We start from the raw sequence: 23,842 nt of genomic DNA, 5'->3' as shown, positions 1-23,842 counted from the left end.
GTATGGCCTGCATCTGCCGCTGCTGGCGGGAACGGAAGTCAGCATCGCCTTTGAGGAAGGCAACCCGGACCGACCTTATATCGCCGGGGTAAAACACGACTCGGCACACACTGACCATGTGACCATTCAGAACTACAAGCGCAACGTGCTACGCACCCCGGCGAACAACAAAATCCGCCTCGACGATGAGCGCGGCAAAGAGCATATCAAGGTCAGTACCGAGTACGGCGGCAAGAGCCAGCTCAACCTCGGTCATCTGGTGGATGCCGGGAAACAGCAGCGCGGGGAAGGTTTTGAACTGCGTACCGATCTGTGGGGTGCAGTACGGGCAAAGAAAGGCATCTTTATCAGCGCCGACGCGCAGGACAAGGCGCAGGGTCAGGTGCGCGAAATGGCCGACATTATCAGCGAACTGAACAGCCTGAGCGATAAAATCCAGAAACTGTCTGACGATGCGGCCACGGCGAACGCCGATCCGGCGGATATGGCCGCGCAGATAGCATTGATAACCAGCCGGATAAATGACCTGACCGCCTCGGTGATTTTGATGCACGCACCGAAAGGCGTGGCGGTCGCCAGCGGCGAGCACCTGCAACTGGCCGCGGTGAAAAACCTCCAGATAAATGCGGGAAACAACGCCGATATCGGCGTAGTGAAGAATATGTTTATCGGCGTGGGACGGGCGCTGAGCGTGTTTGTACGCAAGGCGGGTATCAGGCTGATTGCCAATAAAGGCGCAGTATCGGTACAGGCGCAGCACGATCTGATGGAGTTACTGGCGAAAAAATCGATAGAGATCGTCAGTACCGAAGATGAGATTAAAATCACCGCGAAGAAAAAAATAACGATTAATGGTGGTGGGAGTTATATCCGGATAGAGGGTAGCGGCATTGAGCCGGGAACGCCGGGGGATTATAACGTCAAAGCGGTACATTACGGGCGTCAGCCTAAAGCCTCGGAGAAGGTTCCTATGCCAGAATTTCCCATCCTTTCAGCCGTGGACTCATCCGATTTTTGTCTTGAATGCCTGCTGAATGCCATCAAAAACGATGACGCTGTTGTTGAAGGAGTGTAATCATGTCTTCAGAACAACAACTGGCAGACCACTGGCTTAAGCGAAACGAAACGTTAAACGCCTTTATTTTATTTGAAGGTGGAGCGCTCTCTCAGGAAATGCTTCAGATCATGATGGAGCATTATAAATACCGACGAATTTCCCTGTATCAACTGCCCGATCTTAAAAAGGTAGCAGCTTACGGTCCCTGGTTGGTTCGTATTGAAAGTGAAAAGGATCTGGCGATGGTGCTTGTCGGGAAACTACCTGTCGCAGGCATTACTTTCTCCGAATTGCAGCTGGAGCCACTGGCGTCTCGGCTTGCTGTGGGATGTATGGCAAAAACGCCGGATGGTCGTGAAGTTCTGCTGAGGTACTACACGCCCCGAGTGCTGAAACAACTGGCTGCCCGGCCTGATATGGACTGGCATCCGGTAATGTTTTCTCAGATAGAATCATGGTGGATGCTGGAAGATACGCGGTGGCAAAGGCTGAACATGCCGCTTACTGTGGCAAATAACAGCGATGAGACAGTGGAAATCATAACGCTTGATGAACCGCTCTGGCAGAAAATAGCGGATCGGGGAGATGTATCTGCGCTTTTAAGAGAGTGGCGCACCATGAAAACGAGTGAGCACTTCCCGCCCTGTATTCAGCGAAATATGGTGGAGAAGGCCTTGAATAAGGCTCAGGTGGTCGGATTGACAAAGCCACTGGATCAGAAAATTTATGCGTTGAGCTATCTGAATGGAAAGAAAGCGTATCTTGAGTCAGCCGAATTTCAGGTCATGCTGGAAAAGGTGAAACGAAATGAAATATCGCTGTCTGACCTTGGTCGCCAGTGACATACATCTTTGCCAACCAATTGATAAAAGGGAATAAAATCTGATGGGGCTATTTACCCGACTGGAAAAATTTGACCAAAAGCTTACGCGTGGTTATGCCCGCTGGGGGCGTTGGGTGTGGCGGATGCTAATAGCGATCCCCGTGGCTTATTTTTTACTGTGTGTAGGAATATCAATCTGGGGAGCTCCAACTGGAGGAGTCATATTGGTGATCCATAGTGAACTGGATAGGCCAATATTAGGATTCAGCGTGAACGGCATGGCTGGGGCAAATGCGTTTGCACATGGTGGAGGTTCAACGACTTGCTGCGGTGACATCAGAGGGAAAGAAGCTGAGGTCGTCTGGACATTGAGTACGACTCGCGCTCAGTATAATACGGGACTGCGTGAAGAAGTTCGACGTATCACTCTGCCTTTGCCTGAAAGGAAACATGGGCAGGATTTTTTGCATGTACATTTCTTGCCTGGTGATAAGGTTTTTTTGGGTTGGAGTGAAGGAGCTGGTTCGCCCTATGAGAAACGAAAAGAACCTTCTTATCCGAGTCGAAAAAATCAGGAGGCGCAGCCGTGATAAGTGAATCAGTGATTTCCGCAGCTGTACGAGCACAACAGTCAGAAGATGGTAAAGTGGGAAATTGTGGCCGGATCTGGCATGTCGCTTTCTTTTTTGATGGAGTGGGACGAAATATCGACCGGGATGCGACAGACTGCCGTTTGAGTAATATTGCCCGCCTGTTCCGGGCATATCCTGATGAACAAAAAAATACAGGTGATACTTGTTATAATAAATTTTATTTCTCCGGAATGGGCACTGCCTACCATGACGATTCTGTCGACAATATTCACGCTCTTATGGATATTGGTTTAGATAACTTTCTGGAGGATATGAAAAGTCTGCCAGAGGATACTATATCGGATGCAGGGGAGTCTGTTATTAAAGGAGAAAAGAAATGGACGGATGTGCTTGGTAATCTCCTTGAGGATCTCAATAATCCGGTAGAGTGGGTTAAAGGGATTGGCAAGATGGCGGCTAAGTCGGTAGGCAAAGCAGGAATTGAGTCCACACCTTGGTTGCGTGATAGCGAAGCCATGAGCGCCTATTTTATGACGGGAGAACCCGTACGCCTTGAAGCTGCAAAGCGATTGTTTAAGAAGTTTTATACGGAAAATATGAAGGGAGATGTTCCCATCAAAAAAATTTCTGTTTCATTATACGGTTTTGACCTTGGAGCTACACTGGCACGTAAATTTTTGGATAATTTTCTTAAGGAAGTTTGCCTGAAAAATAAAGAAAAAAAACACCAATATAAAAACGCGTTGGTAGATATTGCTTTTATTGGTCTTTTTGACTGTTCTCGGCATTCACCGACTAGTAGTAATAATGGGTTGGACTATTTTTTTATGTGGTTGGGTTTACCAGGGAAAATGATTGGTTCAGTATTAGGTGAAAAAGCTATTGATCAGGACTCACCACTGCCGGACGTAGTAAATAACGCACTTCACCTTGTAGCAGCTCATGAACGGCGTCCATGGCGTGGTCTGTATCTGTTGGGGAAAAAAACGGATACAGCGAATAAAAAATACAGGGAAGAACTGCTTCCCGGTTGTAGTGAAGATATTGGTGGTGGCTTGAAACCGGATGAACAGAAACCCAGTGCAGAACTGTGCAGGGTTGCACTATACAATATGTATCATGCAGCATGTCAAGCTGGTGTGCCATTTCCTGATTTTGACACTTTGGATCAATATGATACGAAAGTTGCCAGCTATTTTATTATGAATGATGCTGTTCAGGGAGGATCTGTAAATTACTGGGTTAGTCGTTATCAAAGAGAGGAAGTGAAGGATAAAGTATTTAGTGAGGCAATGCAGGAGAAGTATCTAGATAACTATTTTCTCTGGTTGGGTGAGCAATATTATATGTATCAGTATGAACGGGAACGTCTGGATAAGGAGTTGACATCGGCTCATCGTGGGAAAATAAGTGACTATGGGCCACTTGCAGGTACGGGAATTAATCCAAATACTAACGCTGATGATATAAAATCGCAGATTTCAGAACTTGACTCACTATGGGGATGGTTGAATGATGTAAAAAGTGTAGCTATTGGATTACGAAATGACTTTATAGTCAACCCGAGGAAAAATGATAGCCGAATAAAACTTAAACCTCAGGTTTATAATGCTGCTGTCAATCGGGCTGTGAAATTCCTTGAGTTTTCTCGCGCAGTTTATAATGATAAAAATCTGCCATCATCATCATCTTTGACGGCAAATACACTATATTCCTTTTTTGTGCATGATATACAAAAGGTTGATCACACACCTTCTATATCTGAAGATTTCTTCTTACGTCGCTCATCTGAAATTCCAGATGCGGATGAACCTCCAGGAAATAAAGATGATGGAAAGAAACATACTCGCAGGGATGATTAGAAATTATAAGTAGCTTACTTTAATTAGTTATATTTTTTGCATTTTTCCCTTTTTAAAGAGAATCATACTTGGATTTATTTTTCATAAATATAAAGGAGTACAGAGATGGATATCCCGACTCTGAATTTCGACCACTCACACCACAAGCTCAAAATTCGCGGCCTGAAAAGCCCGGCGGATGTGCTGACGTTTACGGGCCACGAACAGCTCAGCTCACCCTTCCGCTACGACATTGAGTTTACCAGTACCAATAAAGCAATAACGCCGGAGTCGGTGCTGATGCAGGACGGCGCATTCAGCCTGACGGCACCGCCCGTGCAGGGAATGCCGGTGCAGACTGCCCTGCGCACCCTGCACGGCGTCATTACCAGCTTTAAACACCTCTCATCGTCACAGGACGAAGCCCGTTACGAAGTGCGCCTTGAACCCCGTATGGCGCTGCTTACCCGCAGCCGCCAGAACGCCATCTACCAGAACCAGACGGTGCCGCAAATCGTCGAAAAAATCCTGCGCGAGCGCCATCAAATGCGCGGTCAGGACTTCGTGTTTAACCTCAAAAACGAATACCCGGCCCGTGAACAGGTGATGCAGTACGGTGAGGACGACCTGACGTTTGTCTCACGCCTGCTGTCGGAGGTGGGTATCTGGTTCCGCTTTGCCACCGACGCCCGGCTGAAAATCGAAGTTGTCGAGTTTTATGACGACCAGAGCGGCTATGAGCGCGGACTGACGCTGCCGCTTCGTCATCCTTCAGGGCTGTTTGATGGTGAAACGGAAGCCGTATGGGGGTTGAACAGCGCGTACAGCGTGGTGGAAAAAAGCGTCTCCACGCGGGACTACAACTACCGTGAAGCCACGGCGGAAATGACCACAGGCCAGCATGACGCCACCGGGGGCGATAACACCACCTACGGCGAAGCCTACCACTACGCTGACAACTTCCTGCAAAAAGGCGATAAAGAGGCAGCGGAAAGCGGCGCGTTTTATGCCCGTATCCGCCACGAACGCTATTTGAATGAACAGGCCATTCTACAGGGCCAGAGCACCAGTTCACTGCTGATGCCGGGGCTGGAGATAAAAGTTCAGGGTGACGACGCGCCAGCGGTGTTCCGCAAGGGCGTACTGATTACCGGCGTGACGGCCAGCGCGGCGCGTGACCGCAGCTATGAACTGACGTTTACCGCCATCCCGTACTCAGAACGCTATGGCTACCGCCCGGCGCTTATCCCCTGCCCCGTGATGGCCGGCACGCTCCCGGCACGGGTCACCAGCACGGTGAAGAACGACATCTACGCCCATATCGACAAGGACGGGCGCTACCGGGTCAACCTCGACTTTGACCGCGATACGTGGAAACCGGGTTATGAAAGCCTGTGGGTACGCCAGTCGCGCCCGTATGCGGGAGACACCTACGGCCTGCATCTGCCGCTGCTGGCGGGAACGGAAGTCAGCATCGCGTTTGAGGAAGGCAACCCGGACCGACCTTATATTGCAGGCGTAAAACACGACTCGGCACACACCGACCATGTGACCATTCAGAACTACAAGCGCAACGTACTGCGCACCCCGGCGAACAACAAAATCCGCCTCGATGACGAGCGCGGCAAAGAGCATATCAAGGTCAGTACCGAGTATGGCGGCAAGAGCCAGCTCAACCTCGGCCATCTGGTGGATGCCGGAAAACAGCAGCGCGGGGAAGGCTTTGAACTGCGTACCGATCTGTGGGGTACAGTACGGGCAAAGAAAGGCATCTTTATCAGCTCCGACGCGCAGGACAAGGCGCAGGGTAAGGTGCGCGAAATGGCTCCGGCGATGGCAATACTGGATGGCGCACAGTCACAGATGAAGTCGCTGTCCACTGATGCGCAGACGGCGAATGCCGATCCGGCAGATCTGTCATCACAGATAGCGCTGTTGCAGCAGAGTGTAAAAGATCTGACGCAGGCTGCGATCCTGCTAAGCGCACCCAAAGGCGTGGCGATCGCCAGCGGAGAGCACCTGCAACTGGCGGCGTCGAAAAACCTGATCGCGAACGCAGGAAATCACGCTGATATCGGTGTCGTGAAGAATATGTTTATCGGCGTGGGTCAGGCGCTGAGCGTGTTTGTACGCAAAGCGGGTATCAAACTGTTTGCCAATAAAGGGGCGATCTCGGTACAGGCACAGAACGATCTGATGGAACTGTTGGCGCAGAAATCGATAGAGATCACCAGTACGGAAGATGAGATTAAAATCACCGCGAAGAAGAAAATCACCCTTAACGGCGGTGGCAGCTACATCCGGCTGGATGCCTGTGGGATAGAGGCCGGTACGCCGGGAGAATATAACGTTAAGGCGGGATATTACGGGCGTAAGCCGAAGGCGAAGCTGACGCCGGAGCTGATGGCATTTCCGGTGATTAAGTCTGAGGATTTTAATCAGAGCTTTATTTTGCTGGATGAAAATACTGGGCAACCACTTATTAATTGGCCCTATGAACTAGAACTGGAAAGTGGGCTAAAAATGAGTGGGATTACTGATGAAAATGGAAATACAGAACTAATATCCTCTGATAAGGAGGAGGTCGTTAATATTAGTGTGTTTGAACCCGATGAGTTTTTAGACGATGAAATTAATTAAGACATATAGCGAGAATATAACATGGCAGATAAATCCGAAAAGAAAAAAGAAACCACAAATAAATCAGCAAAAAAAACACTAACGAAGAAGAGCGAAAAATTAACTCCAGCAAAAGACACCGCACCAAAACAAGTGAATGTAGATCCAGCTATAAGATTGAAACAAATTCGTCAACTTGTCCGTAATAATAATAAATCCATCATGGGAGAGGATTATATTATTTGTCAAATCTATAAAGAATCTAGATTTAAGCAATTTGCAGGTAAGAATAAACATAATGCGAAAGGCTTAATGCAAATGCAACGAAATGCAGTGAGGCAGGTTTTTAAATATCGACAACAAAAAATAAAAGGAAGAATGACTACTGATAAAGAGACAAATGAAGCTTTCGCTAATGCTGATACATTTTATAAATCTGATAAAATATTTGATGAAAAAGAAAATATTAAGATTGGCACAGAGTATTTGCAATACTGGATAGATAAAGAAGCAACAATTGAGGAGGCATATCGGACATATCGTGGAACAGATGAAGCATACTATTCTGTTATAAAACCTTGCGCTGAAAAACTGGCTAAAGATCCTGATAACATACAAATACTAATGGAGGGAATAGGAAGATAGTATGCGCATTATGTTAATATTACTTTGTTTTTTTTCTTTCCCCTGTTTTTCAGGCGATAAGATTAAAATCGTGAAAACCTGTCAATTGAAAAAAAATGAAAGTGTGCAGTTGCTTTCCCTTAGAACCATTGACGGTGATACATTATATCTAAAATTCAGAAATGTTATCACCGGGGCCTTTTTAGATACTCCAACTAAAAGTTATGATTTTTTTGGAGATGTGGTTCTTTCTCAGTGCATAAATGGTTCTCTTATCTTTGCGCTGGAATATGGTTCTCCATATATAAAAGGTTGTCTGGTAACTGGTTGGGAAAATGGGTTTAAAGGTAAGAACTCTCCTGAAGGCTTTTGTTTCGCAGAGAGAAATATTCCCGAAGCGGTATGGTTTGGAAAAAACAATATTTTAATTATCATCCGAAACCAAATGGATGTTGGGACATGGAAAGGGAAATATATTATCTATGATAATGCGAAAAAGTCAGGAGAAAGAGCATACTCATCAGATAATCTACCATCAAAAGATGGTTACATAATTTTTGCATTAAATAAAATGACTCTATACATAACTTTAAATTTCACTTGGTTATTAACTTCTGGTCGATAATGCAAAATAAAGGGATGTACTGATGCCAGTCCGACTTAATACCATTCCCGACGCAGAACCCTATCCCGTACCGCCAGCCCGAATTAAGTGGCTGACAGCTTTATTACTGATGCTGTCTGTCGGTGTGGCCCTGACTTCATTATTCGCCAGCGATGAACTGGCAAAAAACGGCCCGTATTTCTGGGGGCTGGCCTGTGGTGTGCCTGCCTTTATCTGGTCACTGGTTGCTTCAGTTCGCTGGCTGTTTTTTATCACGCAGTACATTCGGACTGATGCCTGGAATAAGCGCCGGGAAGAGGTGATTTTGCAGGAAACGCGCCGGGGACGACGGGCGTTGCAGATACTCAGTTTTTCCGTACAAACCGCGCTGAATGGTGATTCCGTTGCAGAAACTATAACAGCATTTCTGGCACGTCAGCAGGTGTTGAATACCTACGCTGACTTGCGCGGAGAAGATACTGTGCGTCGCAGCGTCATCCCTGTATTAACCAATAAACCGGTTACCGGACGTCTATCCGAAGTTTTTTCCCGTCTGTTCAGCGATATCAGGCTGCAACTGACGCGGCTACCCGATGATTTTCATATCAACGTACTACTGGAAATTGATGCGCCGCTTTCAGGGGCCTCCGTGAGAACTATCTGGCAGGACGAATGGCAAAAAGCCGGACTCCCGGAAGCCCGTCTGTTTTCAGCCCCGGAGCCGGGGCTGGCCGCCGTGGACGACTGGCTGGACAACCACATTCAGGAAAAGGCCGTACTGCTGGTGATTTCCGTGCGTCTGGAACCGAAGAACCCGGAACGGACGGCAGAATCCGCCACCGCGCTGTTGCTGGCAAACCGGTTGACGCAAACCGCGCTGACGCCGCTGGCCCTGCTGCATCGTCCTGAATGTATCACTGATACAGAGATGATGGCGTCAGGCATTGCACAGGCGCTGGACTGGATGCCGGTGCAGCCAGATGCCATATCCGGTATGTGGACTGCCGAACTGGACAGGGAACAGCGTGCCGCGTTGTTAAGCCTGAACCAGCCGTTTGCTCAGGAAGCCCTGATGTACGAGCTGGATGCCTTTCTGGGGCGCTCCGGACCGGCTGCGCCGTGGCTGTCCGTCGCTGTGGCAACGCTGGCGGCAATACAATCACAACACCCCCAACTGACGCTCAGCGGCGTTCAGGGCGGGCATTATTCATGGGCGACCGTGGTGTCGCCATTCGTTTCCCCTCAGGAGGCATCATAGTGGTTCCGGGATTAAACCGTCTCCGGCCCCGTTCGGTTTCAGGGCCTGCCATCGTCATGACCGTGGCTGTTGTGGTTGCGCTTTGCACGTTTATTCACCGTAAACCGGCATTGCTGGGCGTTGAACCGGGTAGCTCACAGCAAATGTACTGGATGGCTGGCGTGATTGCCGCAGGCGTGGTCTTTCTGATTATCATGGGGGTTTATCATCTGCTGAACCGCCACGCTGCCGTGCAGAACTTTGAACTCCGCAGACAGCTTGCCGCCGGAGATGACTATCGTGCGGTGACGACAAAGAAAGCCGACAGCCGTCATCCGGCAATGGTGGAACTCGCCGCCTTCCTGCGCGACCGCTACGGCCCATTCTGGCGGCGTAAAATCCGCCTGCTGCTGGTGACCGGCGAGCCTGAACAGGCAGAGGCCATCGCGCCGGGGCTGACCGGGCAACACTGGCTGGAGGGCGACCACACGGTGCTGATATACGGCGGCAGGCCATCAGCGGAGCCTGATGTCGCGCTACTGACCGCCTTAAAAAAACTGCGCCGCAGCCGTCCGCTGGACGGCATCATCTGGCCGCTGACAGAAGAACAGAGCCGCCAGACAGCGCAACTCGACAAAGGCTGGCGCGAACTGATAAACGGCGGTAAGCGACTCGGTTTTCAGGCCCCATTCTATTTGTGGCAGGTCTGTGACAACGGTGATTATCAGTCCGGGCGCGTCCTGCAAAGCGTCGGCTGCCTGCTGCCGGAAGGCTGTACCCCGGAACAACTGGCTGCAATGCTGGAAGCACAGACCCTACCGCTGACGGAACAGGGCATGTCGCAGCTGCTGACCGATAACCGCCATGATTTTCTGCTGCGTCTGGCCCATACCCTTGCAGAGCGGGGTATCACCCACTGGCAGACCGTCCTGAAACCGCTGCTGGCAGGCGGCGCATTTTCTTCCCTGCGCCTGCGCGGCCTGATGTTCAGCCCGCCGCTTGCCGCCGTACCGGAGGCCGCACCTCATGCGTGGCTGCCGTCGCCGGTCTGGGCAGGCATCACCGGCGATAACGCGCGGGGCCGCGCGGTGGGCTTTCCGTGGCTGCGTACCGCACTGATGTCCGCTGTCTGCGTGCTGGCGATAGGGGGGGCCGGAATGACGACCTCGTTCTTCGCCAACCGCGCACTTGTTCAGGAAACCAGCATCCAGACGGCGCGGGCGCTCGATACCCGCCTGCCGCTGGCAGAACAACTGGTGGCGCTGCATACCCTGCAGGGCGAACTGGAACGCCTGCAATACCGTATCCGCGAAGGTGCGCCGTGGTATCAGCGTTTTGGCCCTGAACGTAACCAGCAACTGCTCGCCGCCGCCTTTCCCGGCTATGCGCAGGCGGCAAACCGGCTGGTGCGCGACGTGGCCGTTGACCATCTGCAACAGCAACTGAACGCCTTTGTCGCCCTGCCGCCCAACAGTCCTCAGCGTACCGCCACCGGTGAACAACGCTATAAGCAGCTTAAGGCATTGCTGATGACTTCCCGCCCGGAAAAGGCCGACGCTGCCTTTTTCAGTACCACGCTGATGGCAGACGGCCTGCGCTATGAAAATATCCCGGAAGGCGTGCGGCAGAGCGTGTTGCCGTCACTGCTGACCTTCTGGATGGCGAACCTGCCGGAACACCCGCAGTGGAAAACCTCACCGCCACCGGAACTGACCGGCGCGGTGCGTAAAATCCTGCTGCGCCAGATTGGTGTGCGTAATGCCGAAAACACCCTCTACCAGAACGTGCTGCAACAGGTGTCCCGCAACTACGCCGATATGACGCTGGCGGACATGACCGGGGATACCCTCACTGAATCTCTTTTCAGTACGGAACAGACGGTGCCGGGGATGTTCACCCGTCAGGCATGGGAAGGACAGGTCAGGGAAGCTATCGAGCAGGTGGTGACGGCGCGGCGCGAGGAAATCGACTGGGTACTCAGCGACCGCCAGCAGGATACCTCTGCTGATATCTCGCCGGATACGCTGCGTAACCGCCTCACCTCACGCTACTTTACCGACTTTGCCGGAAGCTGGCTGGCGTTTCTCAACAGCATTCGCTGGAAAAAGGAAGACTCGCTCTCCGGCATTCTCGACCAGCTGACGCTGATGGCCGATGCCCGTCAGTCGCCACTGATTGCACTGACAGACACTATTGCGTGGCAGGTGGCAACAGGCAGGGAAAATCGTGGCCTGTCAGACTCGCTGGCGAAATCGGCACAGGAACTGTTTAACGGCAAGGAGAAAACGCCGCAGCAATCCCGTGAAGGCGACGTGCCTGCCGGGCCGCTGGATAAAACCTTCGCGCCGCTGCTGCGGTTGCTGGGCGATAAGTCAGGAGGCGGTGGTGGTGATACGCAACTCAACCTGCAAACGTATCTGACCCGCGTCACCCGCGTACGCCTCAAACTGCAACAGGTGACCAACGCCCCCGACCCGCAGGAGATGACCCAGCAACTGGCGCAGACGGTTTTACAGGGCAAAACCGTTGACCTCACCGACACCCGCGACTACGGGCGGTTAATCGCCGCCAGTCTGGGCGAAGAATGGAGTGGCTTCGGTCAGGCGCTGTTCGTCCGCCCGGTGGAACAGTCGTGGCGGCAGGTGCTGACGCCCGCAGCGGACAGCCTGAACCGCCAGTGGCAACGGGCGATTGTCAGTCACTGGAATCAGGACTTCGCTGGCCGCTATCCGTTCAAAGCCTCACAGAACGATGCCTCTCTTCCCTTGCTGGCGCAGTACCTGCGCGATGACGGACGCATCAACCAGTTTATCGCCGCCAACCTTTCCGGTGTTCTGAAACGTGAAGGCCGCTACTGGGTGGCTGACGCCATGAACACGCAGGGGCTGACGGTCAACCCGGACTTTATCCGCGCCCTGAACCGCCTGCGCGATGTGGCCGATACCGCCTTTGCCAGCGGCGATGCCGGAATACATTTCGAACTGCGGGCAAAACCGGCGCGTGACGTGATGAAAACGCATCTGGTGATTGACGGGCAGGAACTGGAGTATTTCAACCAGAAAGAACGCTGGCAGCGTTTTAACTGGCCGGATGAACAGTGGCAACCCGGCGCATCGCTGAGCTGGACCAGCACACAGGCGATGGAACGCATACTGGCGGATTACCGGGGAAGCTGGAGCCTTATTCGCCTGCTGGAACGGGCGCAGGTAACACCGGTCGACAGCAGCACCTTTAAAGTGGTGTGGAAAGCGCAGGACGGCCTGCCACTGAATTACCTGCTGCGGGTTGAACAGGGTAAAGGGCCGCTGGCGCTGCTGGAACTGAAAAACTTCCGCCTGCCGGGACAGGTATTTCTGACCGGCAGGAGTATGAAGGATGCGGAAGAGTATGGGGAAGACGCCGATGAGTGAACTGTTGCAAAAGCTGACCCGTAGCTGTTTTGCCGACCGGGATGCACTGGATGTGGCGCGAACACAGGCGGCGCTGTGGCAGACATGGCTGCTGCCGGTGACGGCAGACACGCCGGTCGGGGAAGACCCCGGCTACCACGACGATTTCCTGCGTATCCGCGACGAAATGAACAAACTGTCCGGTGCCGATACCGGCCTTATCTGCCAGCTTGCCGAATCCCTGCTGCTGACGCAGGCCAAAGACGTGCGCATCGCCACTTACTACATCTGGGCGCGACTGCACCGCGACGGTGAGCGCGGACTGGCTGAAGGACTGGCGCTGTTAGCCGGGCTGGTGGAACGCTTCGGTACGCAACTGCTGCCCTCGCGACCGGCAAGCCGAAAAATGGCGCTGGAGTGGCTGGCGGGGGAAAAGATGCTCGACAGCCTTGCCCGCTACCCGGAGGTGGCAAAAGAGGATTTTGCGAACATTGTTGCCGCTCTTAATCAACTGTCGGTTTCCTTCACTGCATGGCCCGAAGACCAGCATTCCCCCTCCCTGATGCCGCTGATTAACGCGCTGGAATCACGTCTGGCGCAGTCGGGCGGGATGAACGCGGTGGTGCCGCAAAACAGCAGCGGCGTTCCGGCACCGTCTTCCCCGGTGGATGCGCCGCAGGTACAGACCATCACCTCCGGGCGCGACCTACTCGACCAGGCGAAAGTGCTGGCCCGTTATCTGAACGAACAGCCGCAGGGCTGGCTTTCAGCACACCGGCTGATGAAAACCCTGCGCTGGGACACGGTGCATGAACTGCCGCCGGACGTGGACGGCAAAACCCGGCTGGCCCCGCCGCGCACCGAATCACGCAACCAGCTTAAGCGGCTGTATGCCCAGCAGAACTGGACGGAACTGCTGGAGCAGGCCGACCTGATGTTCAGCACCGGTGTCAGCCATTTCTGGCTGGATATCCAGTGGTATCTGCATCAGGCGCTGGCGAAGGCGGGCGCACCGTGGGACAGATGGACAGCGGTTATCCGTCAGGACCTGGCGCTGCTGCTGGAGCGCCTGCCGGGGCTGGAAAATCTGGCATGGAACGACGGCACGCCGTTTGCCGATGAGGTGACGCGCAACTGGATAGCGCAGCAGGTCATGATGCGGGAAGACGGCGCATGGCTTGCGGGGAAAGCCGCTGTGCCGACAGACGACGCCACAAATGACGTACTGGCGCTGGAGCCGGAAGCACTGGAGATGGCTGACAGTCAGGGCGTGGAAGCGGCGCTGGGCTGGATACAGACCCGTCCGGGCATCACCACGGCACGACAGCGCCTGTTATTGCGACTGCTGATGGCACGGGTGGCGGAACAGTACGGTAAAAACGAGATGGCGCTCCTGCTGCTGGAAGAACTGGATACCGCCGCACAGGGAATAACGCTGACACAGTGGGAGCCAGAGCTGCTGTTTGAAGTAAAAGCCCGACAACTGAAACTGCTGCGTCTGCGGGCGCACCGCTATGCGGATAAAGCCCTGCTGAACCGAAAAATGGAAATCCTGCTGGGAACGCTGGTGGCAATCGATCCGGTACGGGCAGCGGTATTGTGTGATACGCAACATAAGGACTGATGGCAATGGGAACAGGCTACTTTCTGGTCAGGGGGGATAAGACCACCTGTGGTGGAAAAATTATTGAAGGGGCGGACGACCATACGATCATGGGTATCCCGCAGGCACGGGATATGGACCGGGTCACCTGCGGCAGATATCCGGGAATGTTTATTATTGTGGGCGGCGTTCCTGAAACAGATATTCACGGCAGGCTGATGGCGGGGACGCTGGACAGTCAGAGCAGTTGCCCGTGTAAAGCACGGTTTATTGCGTCAATGATGGATGATACGTATGAGACGGATGACGGGGAAAGTGAAGCGGAACAACATGCGCAGTCGGCGAAAAAGGATCTGACTTCTGGTTCTGATTCATCCTCTGATGATGTAAAACTGGATTACAGAATTAAATTATCAGGTAATAAGATACTGACGCCACTGAATATACCTGATTATAAAGAAATGATAAACGGTGGTAGCACGAAGAATACAGAAAAAATAGATTTTACCATCACAAATAAAGGCGATGAGGCTGAAGGACTTTCCCTGGAAGTGCTTGATGGCAATGAAGTGATTTATAGTGAACGGCAGACCGGTAAATATTTTACTAAGGGAGAGCATGCCTGGCAATGGGATGGCTACAGTAATCAAGGCATACTGGATACAACTAAGCTAAAAAGTAAATCACTACTCGTAAGACTGATTGCTTTATGTGGTGATATGATGATAAAAGTTGATTATCCATTGAAAACTTCTGCGAATGAGGAAGATTGGGTAGATATAGAAGTTAACAAAAACAATAAGACAGTAAATATAATATGGCGACTGGCAGTTAGTGATGGAGGGATAAAAGGAAGTAATCCTAAGTTATCCCCAGTTCCTTATAACGACTTGGTTGACCTGACCAAAAATGGAGTTGAATTTTATTGGTCTCGAAATGGAAGTCGCGGCGGGGGGATTGGTGAAAGTATTGTTACAGCGATTGGTGTTTTTAAAGTAAATGTAAAGGCTGAGATAAATATTACTCCATCCATGCGAACTTTTTCTTTGATATCATCATTAGATCCTGACTTTCAGGCATCCGTTAGTCTATCAGGATTTGAAAAAATATATTATAACTACGGTGATAGTTATAAGGATATTCAAGATGAATTACAGGCACTTCTTGACGCTAATAACAGATATAAATGGGATAGTGCTCATGAAATGGGGCATAAAGTACTGGATGAATATGGAGAGGGTTCTAGCCCTGATTATTCGTGGACTCATAAAGGAACATCTACTCTTATGCAAAAAACAATACCAGGGAATGTTATGCCCGCTCAGGGAGAGATTGATGTAATGAAATATGGAAAATATCGTCCTGACATGTATACTCGATTGGTTGCAGCAGATGAAGATGTTCAGGGGTTGATCTGGTTAAGCAGGATAAAATTTGATGACTAGAGTAGTTATTGCTTTATTATTTCTTGCCGGATGTACTTCGCAAATGAAGTATTCCAATGTCGTCAGGATTAGGAATGTATGTTCCTCAGATATTAATGTGTTTATTCCTGAGTATGTTTTTGGAGGTAATGTTATTAAGCAACATCATATTTACTTACCTGTTAATGGGATTGATGTTTTGTCTTATTTTTATACTGAAAACATCAATGATGGTTTCCAATATGAAGAAGCATTCACCGTAAATAAAGATAGCTCGGGTAATTTTGACTATCCGTTTGTTATCTTATCATCAGGACGTGAAAAAAAATTTGGGAAAAACGATCTAATTGAATTATCCAGGGACATTTCAACAAAAGACGATAAGAAGCATGGGGTTGTAAAGTACATGATAGATAGTCAGAATATTTGCCCATAGTATGATTCATATCATAATCAACTGAAAAATTGACATTATTAATCATTTGTAATTTTTTGATACTACCAAGTGAAATTTGATGATTAGATTAATATTCTCTTTTTTATTATGCACACTGTGTGCTGGATGTTTATCTCAACCATTCTATTCTTGTTCCATTGTCATGGTAAATACATGCAAAGTATCTATTAGCATTTCGACAGTTAATAATTCAACACATTATGATGGTAAAGTAAGAGATAATTTCCATCTTGATGTCGGAGAACGAAAGCCAATTGTATACTTTATTTACACAGGTAGAGAGTCAGATGTTTTTAATAAAAACCCTGTGAATATTGTGTCTGAACTTAGTATTTTGATATCTGATGGTAATAATTCTAAAACTTTATCTGGATATCATATATCCTCTTTATTGAAGAAATCCTCATCTAGTATGGAGTCCGATTTTTCTTTTGAAATAAATGATCCATCTATATGTCCTTAGGATTCTGAAAATAAAAAATTCTAATCTCACTACTCGTTGGTATTAATTTCAATAAAAGGAAAGATAAATCCTCCGATGGACGACCTGACCCAACGCTACTTTGAGGCCGAAATGCGCTACCTGCGTGAAGCGGGGAAAGAATTTGCGCAGGCTTACCCCGACCGCGCTGCGATGCTTAATCTTGATAAACCCGGCGCACGCGATCCCTATGTGGAGCGCCTGTTCGAGGGCTTCGCTTTTTTAATGGGCCGCCTGCGCGAAAAGCTGGACGACGATCTGCCGGAACTGACTGAAGGGCTGGTCAGCCTGCTGTGGCCGCACTACCTGCGCACTATTCCGTCGCTTTCCGTGGTCGAACTGACCACGGATCACCAACAAATGAAGCAAAGTGATACGCTGAAAGAGTTTCAGGTGCTATCCCGTCCCATCGGCGAACGCAGAACCCGCTGCGTCTACAGCGCCACGCGGGATATCACGCTGCATCCGCTGGCGTTGCCGGACGTGTCATTGCAATATGAACCGGACGGACGCTCGGTTATCCGTCTGCGCTTTGAATGCGGCCCGCTGGTTGGTGACTGGTCACAGATTGATTTATCCCGCCTGCCGCTGTACCTCAGTGCCGACAGCCCGGTGGCCTGTGCGCTGCACCGGGCTTTAACGCTTGGTACGCAGCAGTTCTGGCTGCGTCTGCCAGGGCAGGGACGCCGTGTGCTGGACGCGCACTTTTCCCCGATGGGTTTTGATGACGATGACCGACTGTGGCCGAAAGGCGAATCGGCGTTCAGCGGCTACCAGTTGCTGCTGGAGTATTTCACCTTCCGCGAGAAGTTTATGTTCGTGGCGCTGAACGGGCTGGAGCAGGTTGCATGGCCGGAGGGGATAACCGGCTTTGAGATTGACGTGTTGCTGAACGAGAACTGGCCTCACGACCTGCCGTTTGACAGCGATAATATCCGTCTGCACTGCGTGCCGGTCATCAACCTGTTTCCGCTGGAAGCCGATCCGTTACACCTTTCGCCACTGGAAAACGAATTTCTGCTGCGCCCGATGCGCATTCAGGACGGGCATACCGAGATTTATTCCGTCGACAACATTATTTCTTCGCGCCATACCGGCAGTCAGGCGTATGTGCCATTCTCCAGCTTTCGTCACCGGGGCGGGATGCTGCGCCACGATGCGCCGGAACGCTATTACCACACGCGGGTAAAGCGCGGCCCTTCCGGCCTGCATGACACCTGGCTGATTCTGGGCGGCGATGCGTTTGATACTGACCGGATGCTGGAGGATGAAACCCTGTCCTTAAGCCTGACCGGTACTAACGGGCAGCTTCCCCGTAAAGCTTTACAGAGCACGCTGCTCGATACGCCAGTTCATGCCTCACAGAACGTCCTGCGGGTGCGCAACCTGTGCGCCCCGACGCAGCCCTGCTATCCCCCGGCGCGTGACCGCTTCCACTGGCGGGTGCTCAGCCACCTTGGTTCTAACTTTTTATCGATGATGGATAACGCCGAAATTCTGCGCGGCACGCTGGCGCTGTACGACTGGACCGAAAGCGAGATGAACCGCCGTCGTCTGGCGGCGATTGTCGACGTTCAGCACAGCCTGATACAGCGTTTTGAAAGAGGCTTTCTGCTGCGTGGCGTGGATATTCAGGTGACGCTGGACAGTAACGGCTTTGCCGGAGAAGGTGATATCACGCTGTTTGGTGAACTGCTGCACCGCTTCTTCGCACTGTATGCCGATATCCACTTATTCACTCAACTAACCTTAATTCTGCAACCCACAGGAAAGTGCCTGCAATGGACAGAGCATCACAGCCAGCGCGTACCGGGCTGACCGACCGGCTGGCCCCGGATATTGCGCGGATCAATTTTTACCGTTTTTGCCAGTTGCTGGAACAGCGCCAGCAGAACGCGCCGCTGGGCAGTACCGACAGCCCCGCCGCCGATGCGGTGCGCTTTCGTCCTCATCCGGGGATGGGCTTTCCGGTCAGCGAGTTAAAGAACGTTGAACGTGACGTGGACAATCCCGACGCGCCACCCACATTCTCGGCCTGTACGGCGTGGATTCGCCACTGCCAACCGCCTATCTGGACTACATTACCCAGCGTCATGACGGACATGACGCGGTGATGGCGTTTCTCGATATTTTTAACCATCGCTTTATCACCCAGTATTACCGCATCTGGCGCAAATATAACTACCCGGCGTCGTTTGAAGCAGGTGCAGTGGATGACATTTCCCGTTGCCTGCTGGGACTCATCGGGCTGGGTATTCCCGGCAGCGAGAACCATATCGCCACGCCGGTATCCCGTTTTCTGGCCCTGCTCAGCGTGATGCGCCTGCCGACGCGCACGGCGGAAGGCGTTACGGCACTGGTGGGACTGCTTGCCCCGCTGACGAAAGCGACGGTGGTGCCTCATGATCCGCAGCCTGTAATTCTCCCGGCCCCTGCGGGTCTGTCAAAAAATTCACCCATCAGCCTGAAAACGCGAACGCTGCTGGGGCGTACCGGCACCGACGTCAACAGCCAGTTGCTGCTGAAACTGTATACCGAAGATGCCGCAGAAGCACGTGGCTGGCTGCCCGGCGGGCAACTGCACAGCGATTTGCTGGTGCTGCTGCGCGTTTATCTGGGCTGGCGCTGTCAGGCCCGACTGCAACTGACGCTGCCCGTCAGCCTGTTGCCTGCTGCCCGGCTGGGAAAACAGCGTGTACAGATTAGCCGTACCGGCATCCTTCGCGCCTCCTTTGCCGCGCCCGCGACCGGAACAGTGACGGTCAGTCTGGGGCGTTATCAGGGATTAATACCCGCTTTTTCCATTCGTAACAGGGAGAGTATGACTCATGTTTCCTATTCGTTTTAAACGTCCGGCGCTGCTCTGTATGGCGATGCTGACGGTTGTTCTGAGCGGCTGCGGGCTGATTCAGAAAGTGGTGGATGAATCGAAAAGCGTGGCCTCAGCCGTTTTCTACAAGCAAATCAAAATACTGCATCTCGATTTCTTCTCCCGAAGTGCCCTGAATACGGATGCGGAAGATACGCCGCTTTCCACGATGGTGCATGTCTGGCAACTGAAAACCCGCGAAGATTTTGACAAGGCGGATTATGACACCCTGTTTATGCAGGAAGAGAAGACGCTGGAGAAGAACGTACTGGCAAAACACACCGTCTGGGTAAAACCGGAAGGCACGGCATCCCTGAATGTGCCGCTGGATAAAGAGACGCAGTTTGTCGCCATTATTGGGCAGTTTTATCACCCTGATGAAAAAAGCGACAGCTGGCGTCTGGTGATCAAAAGGGACGAACTGGAGGCCGACAAGCCGCGCTCGATTGAACTGATGAGAAGCGACCTGCGACTGCTGCCTCTCAAGGATAAATAACCGATGTCGACACCTTCCTTATATGAAATGCTGACGTTCAGTTTCAGCGGCGAGTTACCGCTGGAACAGGTCAGAGAGCGGGATCAGCTTATCCTTTCCGTGATGGACAATATGCAACGCATTATCAACTGCCGGGCAGGCACGCTGGCGCATTTGCCGGATTACGGTCTGCCGGATCTCAGTCTGATCCATCAGGGGATGGCTGCGGGTATTCATGGCCTGATGCGTCAGATTGAAGAAACGCTGCTGCGTTATGAACCACGCCTGAGTCAGATACAGGTGGAGTTACTCCCCCAGCCCCGTCCGGGGCATCTTAATTACCTGATCCACGCGCAGCTTCCCGATACCGGCTGGATACGCTTTGATGGCGTATTTTCTCCGGAAGGACGAATTGTTCTGCGTCATCTCAAACAACAGGAGCGGGCGTACTGATGGCAAGTAACGCGAATTTTATCAGCCAGTTCGTCATGGGCGGCGATCCCTGTACTTATAAGGAATCCGGTGAACTGCAGGCTGAAATGAGTAAACTGACTCACCCGGCCCGACCGGATGTGGACTGGCGTCAGGTGGAAAAACTCTGCCTCGCGCTGTTCCGGCAAAATGGCGTGGAACTACAGACGCTGGTCTGTTACGTACTGGCGATAACCAGACGGCAGGGGCTGGCAGGGATGGCAGACGGACTCGGCTCACTGGATATACTGCTCCAGCGCTGGGCTGACTTCTGGCCGGTACAGGTACATTCCAGAATATCACTGCTCAGCTGGGTCACAGAAAAAATGCAGCAGGCACTGAGAACGCTGGATATTCAGTATCAGGATCTGCCGCAGATCTACCGTTGTGTACAGCATCTTTCCGCCATCGAAACCACGCTGCAACAGTGTGAACTGTGGCATATGACGAAACTGGATGTGCTGGCCGGGCAGTTTCGCAATACCGCATTGCGTCTGGAACGGCTGGCGCCTCAGGGAGCGGAAACCACTATCACTCCCCCTGAATTACCCCGCCGGGAAATGAATCAACCGAAAAAGTCAGAAGAAAGTCCACAGCCGGTTTTTGCAACGAGACCCGCTCAGCAAAACGATAAGGATGCCAGTCCACCCGTGTCATCCCCTGAAATCTCCCGACAGCGGACATGGCCGATATTTATGGCCGGAATGGTTGTGATGGCCGGTCTCGGCGGAACAGGATTATGGGGCTGGTCGCAGCTTAATCAGCCGGACGCGCTAATCCAGCGAATACAACTGTCTGTCATGCCGTTGCCGCAGTCGCTGGAGAGCGGCGAACTGGCAAAGCTGGATGTAAAGGATAAGGCGCTGCTGGCTCAGGACAGAACAATTGCGGCAAGTCAGATGCAACTGGAGCAGTTAAACAAATTACCTGCCCGCTGGCCGCTGGAGCAGGGATATCGCCAGCTACGCCAGCTTGATGCCCTGTGGCCGGATAATCCTCAGGTCAGGGCGCTGAACGTGCAGTGGCGTAAACAGCGGGAACTGAGCGCCCTGTCCGCAGAGGCACTGAATGGCTACGCACAGGCGCAGAGTCAGCTACAGCGCCTGTCGGCACAACTGGATGCACTGGATGAACGTAAGGGGAGATATCTGACCGGTTCGGAACTAAAAACGGCGGTGTACGGCATCCGGCAGTCGTTAAAGGAGCCGCCGCTGGAAGAACTGCTTCGGCAACTGGAAGAGCAAAAACAGACCGGAGAGATTTCGCCGACGCTGTTGACGCAGATTGATACCCGGTTAAATCAGTTGCTGAATCGCTATGTCATTTTACTGGATACGAAGGTGGAACAAAGTCAGTAAACATCGGGGGATTTATGTACCAATAAGGGATATGTGACCTTGCTATTTTTTAAAAGGAGTCTTTGTGTACAAAAAAGAGAGGAACAGGCCATTCGATCTACTCGTTGATTCACATCAGATAATGAGTGTATATTTCGGTAGATAGCTTGGGTTCGGGAACAGTGAATACCTTAAGTTTCAAAAGATTGGATTAACCTCTTGACTGTGGCCCCCGCAACCAATTTATTAGAATGCTGACAAACCGCAATGTGTTCTACAAATTGCGGTTTTTTTGTATTTAAAATCTTTGTTCGCTGAACTCACAACACGTTTTTTATCTTCCTTCCTGCGAAGTAATCAATTATCGACTGGGCAACGTGTATCCCGGTTTGCTGGTATGACTCAACGGTGGCGGCCGCAATATGCGGCGTTGTAATGATATTTTTGGCATGTAGCAGTGGGCTAAATTGCGCCAACGGTTCAGAGCTAAACACATCCAGCGCCGCAAACACATTTCGTTCTTCAATCACCTGAAGTAAAGCGCCCTCATCCAGCAACTTTCCCCTTGCGGCATTGATGATCAGAGCACCATTGCGCATCATCGACAAATATTTATGACTAATGAAGTTCTCCAGCTCAGAAGAAAAAGGCAAAAGAACAATGATGGCATGCGACTGCATAAAGATATCTTCAATTGATACAAACTGAACTCCAGCTTTGTCAGCAACCTGATAGTCGGGTTGTTTGTCAAAAGCTAAAAGCTCAACATCAAAACCGGATAACCTTTTCGCCAGAATTTTACCTATATTACCGTAGCCAACCAGGCCAATCCGTTTCCCTTGTAATTCACAGCCATGCGACTCACCCCAGTAGCCATTTTGCATCGCATGATAGCTGCCAGGGATATTTCTCATGCTCGCGAAGATAAGTCCAATGATAAATTCCGCAACCGCATTTGAATTAATCCCAACCGCATTATTGACAACAATACCGGATTGCTGTGCCGCACGAAGATCAATATTGTCTATCCCCGTCCCGAATCTCGATATTATTTTCACACCAGACAGCAATGATAGCGTGTCCGCCTGATAACAATCTTTTCCGGCGATGACCGCGCAAATAGATTCTCGTAATGCAGTGGATTCTGATTTAAGCAGATGCTCCACATTATTCTTAATAATAAGATTAAAATTATTCTCTCTTAGCAACTTGCTGGCGGAAACACAGCGTGCTGAAAAGCTGGGGACGGTGACCAGAACATTTTTCATAGCGGACACTCACTTCAAAGAACGCCACCCCAAAAGATGGCGTGACCGGTTACTGTATTTATATTTTGAAATTATGAATTTGCTTTAATGCCGAGTGCACCTCCTGGATGATATAAGCCGAAATCAGCACGAGTAAATTTTTTCAATTCAGAGAGTGCAAGCGCCACCGCATCACCAACAACCAGAACAACAGTCGACGAGCATGACGGTGCTAAACCTAAATTATCCGCCTCACTTTTGACGGGGATTTCAACAGATAAATCACAACTTATCGCAAGCGATGAGTGGTGACTGCGGGTAAAAGAGATCAAATAATTACCCATTTTTTTCAGACTAGGCAGTGTCGCCAGGATTTCCGCCGTCTCACCACTGTTTGAAATAAGAATAACAACATCGTCTTTCGCCACCATTCCAAGGTCGCCGTGTACAGCTTCCGTACCGTGAACAAAAAACGAGGGAGTTCCGGTGCTGGCAAATGTTGCGGCGAGTTTCCTGGCAATAATACCGGACTTACCAACACCAATAAAAACAACTTTTCCCTGACAAGATTGTAATACTTTAATTAAATTTGCGACCTCCGAAAGAGGGGAATCAATAACTTCTTCAACTGCTTTATGTTCGTTACGCATAAAATGTTTAATGAGATGGATAAGATCCGTGTTATTCATTT

At 51.1% G+C, this 23,842-nt stretch carries 18 protein-coding genes and 1 pseudogene; 17 read left to right on the top strand and 2 right to left on the bottom strand.

The window, feature by feature from the left end:
- From ACJHX4_RS19240 to ACJHX4_RS19160, 17 genes and pseudogenes are all read left to right on the top strand, one after another.
- A partial coding sequence (locus ACJHX4_RS19240) for a DUF2345 domain-containing protein (RefSeq protein WP_215423581.1) occupies positions 1 to 1,075 on the top strand: 1,075 nt, incomplete at its 5' end.
- Between the two features lie 2 nt (positions 1,076 to 1,077).
- Positions 1,078 to 1,899: a DUF4123 domain-containing protein gene (locus ACJHX4_RS19235; protein ID WP_000093702.1), complete on the top strand. Its 822-nt coding sequence runs from the start codon at positions 1,078 to 1,080 to the stop codon at positions 1,897 to 1,899.
- 43 nt (positions 1,900 to 1,942) lie between these two features.
- Positions 1,943 to 2,470, top strand: coding sequence for a DUF3304 domain-containing protein (locus tag ACJHX4_RS19230; protein ID WP_000522562.1), 528 nt, complete (start codon positions 1,943 to 1,945; stop codon positions 2,468 to 2,470).
- The gene (locus ACJHX4_RS19225; RefSeq protein ID WP_000622634.1) at positions 2,467 to 4,335 is read left to right on the top strand and encodes a phospholipase effector Tle1 domain-containing protein; all 1,869 of its coding nucleotides are present in this window, start codon (positions 2,467 to 2,469) and stop codon (positions 4,333 to 4,335) included. The genes ACJHX4_RS19230 and ACJHX4_RS19225 overlap by 4 nt, the downstream gene beginning before the upstream one ends.
- Before the next feature lie 105 nt (positions 4,336 to 4,440).
- A complete protein-coding gene (locus ACJHX4_RS19220) occupies positions 4,441 to 6,954 on the top strand; it encodes a type VI secretion system Vgr family protein (protein ID WP_000354273.1) in 2,514 nt (837 codons plus the stop codon).
- 21 nt (positions 6,955 to 6,975) lie between these two features.
- A complete protein-coding gene (locus ACJHX4_RS19215; RefSeq protein WP_000764086.1) occupies positions 6,976 to 7,578 on the top strand; it encodes a transglycosylase SLT domain-containing protein in 603 nt (200 codons plus the stop codon).
- A gap of 10 nt (positions 7,579 to 7,588) precedes the next feature.
- Positions 7,589 to 8,182 (top strand): hypothetical protein, encoded by a 594-nt coding sequence (locus ACJHX4_RS19210; protein ID WP_404997952.1) that lies wholly within the window; start codon positions 7,589 to 7,591, stop codon positions 8,180 to 8,182.
- A 22-nt stretch (positions 8,183 to 8,204) separates the two neighbouring features.
- Positions 8,205 to 9,419, top strand: coding sequence for a hypothetical protein (locus ACJHX4_RS19205; protein WP_001145241.1), 1,215 nt, complete (start codon positions 8,205 to 8,207; stop codon positions 9,417 to 9,419).
- A gap of 56 nt (positions 9,420 to 9,475) precedes the next feature.
- A complete protein-coding gene (locus ACJHX4_RS19200; protein WP_023141029.1) occupies positions 9,476 to 12,808 on the top strand; it encodes an ImcF-related family protein in 3,333 nt (1,110 codons plus the stop codon).
- Complete coding sequence (gene tssA, locus ACJHX4_RS19195; protein ID WP_012896833.1) at positions 12,801 to 14,411, top strand: type VI secretion system protein TssA; 1,611 nt, start codon at positions 12,801 to 12,803, stop codon at positions 14,409 to 14,411. Before ACJHX4_RS19200 ends, tssA begins: the two co-directional genes overlap by 8 nt.
- Before the next feature lie 5 nt (positions 14,412 to 14,416).
- Positions 14,417 to 15,835, top strand: coding sequence for a PAAR domain-containing protein (locus ACJHX4_RS19190; protein WP_001531920.1), 1,419 nt, complete (start codon positions 14,417 to 14,419; stop codon positions 15,833 to 15,835).
- Positions 15,828 to 16,250 (top strand): hypothetical protein, encoded by a 423-nt coding sequence (locus tag ACJHX4_RS19185; RefSeq protein ID WP_000199056.1) that lies wholly within the window; start codon positions 15,828 to 15,830, stop codon positions 16,248 to 16,250. Before ACJHX4_RS19190 ends, ACJHX4_RS19185 begins: the two co-directional genes overlap by 8 nt.
- Before the next feature lie 559 nt (positions 16,251 to 16,809).
- Complete coding sequence (gene tssF / locus ACJHX4_RS19180) at positions 16,810 to 18,570, top strand: type VI secretion system baseplate subunit TssF (RefSeq protein WP_000342475.1); 1,761 nt, start codon at positions 16,810 to 16,812, stop codon at positions 18,568 to 18,570.
- Positions 18,534 to 19,600, top strand: a pseudogene (tssG, locus tag ACJHX4_RS19175) (type VI secretion system baseplate subunit TssG). The gene tssF and the pseudogene tssG overlap by 37 nt, the downstream one beginning before the upstream one ends.
- The gene (gene tssJ, locus ACJHX4_RS19170) at positions 19,581 to 20,117 is read left to right on the top strand and encodes a type VI secretion system lipoprotein TssJ (protein WP_000484009.1); all 537 of its coding nucleotides are present in this window, start codon (positions 19,581 to 19,583) and stop codon (positions 20,115 to 20,117) included. Before tssG ends, tssJ begins: the two are co-directional and overlap by 20 nt.
- A gap of 3 nt (positions 20,118 to 20,120) precedes the next feature.
- Positions 20,121 to 20,549 carry a type VI secretion system baseplate subunit TssE gene (gene tssE, locus ACJHX4_RS19165; protein WP_000106968.1) on the top strand — a complete coding sequence of 143 codons (429 nt, stop codon included), beginning with the start codon at positions 20,121 to 20,123 and terminating at the stop codon, positions 20,547 to 20,549.
- The gene (locus tag ACJHX4_RS19160) at positions 20,549 to 21,925 is read left to right on the top strand and encodes a VasL domain-containing protein (RefSeq protein ID WP_000157819.1); all 1,377 of its coding nucleotides are present in this window, start codon (positions 20,549 to 20,551) and stop codon (positions 21,923 to 21,925) included. Before tssE ends, ACJHX4_RS19160 begins: the two co-directional genes overlap by 1 nt.
- A 299-nt stretch (positions 21,926 to 22,224) precedes the next feature.
- Here the strand turns inward: ACJHX4_RS19160 and ACJHX4_RS19155 are convergent, their stop codons facing one another.
- Positions 22,225 to 23,172 (bottom strand): phosphoglycerate dehydrogenase, encoded by a 948-nt coding sequence (locus ACJHX4_RS19155; protein WP_001296341.1) that lies wholly within the window; start codon positions 23,170 to 23,172, stop codon positions 22,225 to 22,227.
- A gap of 71 nt (positions 23,173 to 23,243) precedes the next feature.
- Positions 23,244 to 23,840, bottom strand: a complete 597-nt coding sequence (locus ACJHX4_RS19150; protein WP_001066226.1) for an SIS domain-containing protein — start codon at positions 23,838 to 23,840, stop codon at positions 23,244 to 23,246.
- Positions 23,841 to 23,842 lie beyond the last annotated feature (2 nt).

It is taken from the genome of Escherichia sp. WS2035, from assembly GCF_046487065.1.
GTDB lineage: Bacteria > Pseudomonadota > Gammaproteobacteria > Enterobacterales > Enterobacteriaceae > Escherichia > Escherichia coli.
This window is presented reverse-complemented; position numbering and strand designations above follow the sequence as displayed.

What these genes read in the sequence shown, in the direction of transcription:
- ACJHX4_RS19235 (WP_000093702.1), top strand. Translation starts at nt 1,078, where the DNA reads ATGTCTTCAGAACAACAACTGGCAGACCACTGGCTTAAGCGAAACGAA.
- ACJHX4_RS19230 (WP_000522562.1), top strand. Translation starts at nt 1,943, where the DNA reads ATGGGGCTATTTACCCGACTGGAAAAATTTGACCAAAAGCTTACGCGT.
- ACJHX4_RS19220 (WP_000354273.1), top strand. Translation starts at nt 4,441, where the DNA reads ATGGATATCCCGACTCTGAATTTCGACCACTCACACCACAAGCTCAAA.
- ACJHX4_RS19215 (WP_000764086.1), top strand. Translation starts at nt 6,976, where the DNA reads ATGGCAGATAAATCCGAAAAGAAAAAAGAAACCACAAATAAATCAGCA.
- ACJHX4_RS19210 (WP_404997952.1), top strand. Translation starts at nt 7,589, where the DNA reads ATGTTAATATTACTTTGTTTTTTTTCTTTCCCCTGTTTTTCAGGCGAT.
- ACJHX4_RS19205 (WP_001145241.1), top strand. Translation starts at nt 8,205, where the DNA reads ATGCCAGTCCGACTTAATACCATTCCCGACGCAGAACCCTATCCCGTA.
- ACJHX4_RS19200 (WP_023141029.1), top strand. Translation starts at nt 9,476, where the DNA reads ATGACCGTGGCTGTTGTGGTTGCGCTTTGCACGTTTATTCACCGTAAA.
- tssA (WP_012896833.1), top strand. Translation starts at nt 12,801, where the DNA reads ATGAGTGAACTGTTGCAAAAGCTGACCCGTAGCTGTTTTGCCGACCGG.
- ACJHX4_RS19190 (WP_001531920.1), top strand. Translation starts at nt 14,417, where the DNA reads ATGGGAACAGGCTACTTTCTGGTCAGGGGGGATAAGACCACCTGTGGT.
- ACJHX4_RS19185 (WP_000199056.1), top strand. Translation starts at nt 15,828, where the DNA reads ATGACTAGAGTAGTTATTGCTTTATTATTTCTTGCCGGATGTACTTCG.
- tssF (WP_000342475.1), top strand. Translation starts at nt 16,810, where the DNA reads ATGGACGACCTGACCCAACGCTACTTTGAGGCCGAAATGCGCTACCTG.
- tssJ (WP_000484009.1), top strand. Translation starts at nt 19,581, where the DNA reads ATGTTTCCTATTCGTTTTAAACGTCCGGCGCTGCTCTGTATGGCGATG.
- tssE (WP_000106968.1), top strand. Translation starts at nt 20,121, where the DNA reads ATGTCGACACCTTCCTTATATGAAATGCTGACGTTCAGTTTCAGCGGC.
- ACJHX4_RS19160 (WP_000157819.1), top strand. Translation starts at nt 20,549, where the DNA reads ATGGCAAGTAACGCGAATTTTATCAGCCAGTTCGTCATGGGCGGCGAT.
- ACJHX4_RS19155 (WP_001296341.1), bottom strand. Translation starts at nt 23,172, where the DNA reads ATGAAAAATGTTCTGGTCACCGTCCCCAGCTTTTCAGCACGCTGTGTT.
- ACJHX4_RS19150 (WP_001066226.1), bottom strand. Translation starts at nt 23,840, where the DNA reads ATGAATAACACGGATCTTATCCATCTCATTAAACATTTTATGCGTAAC.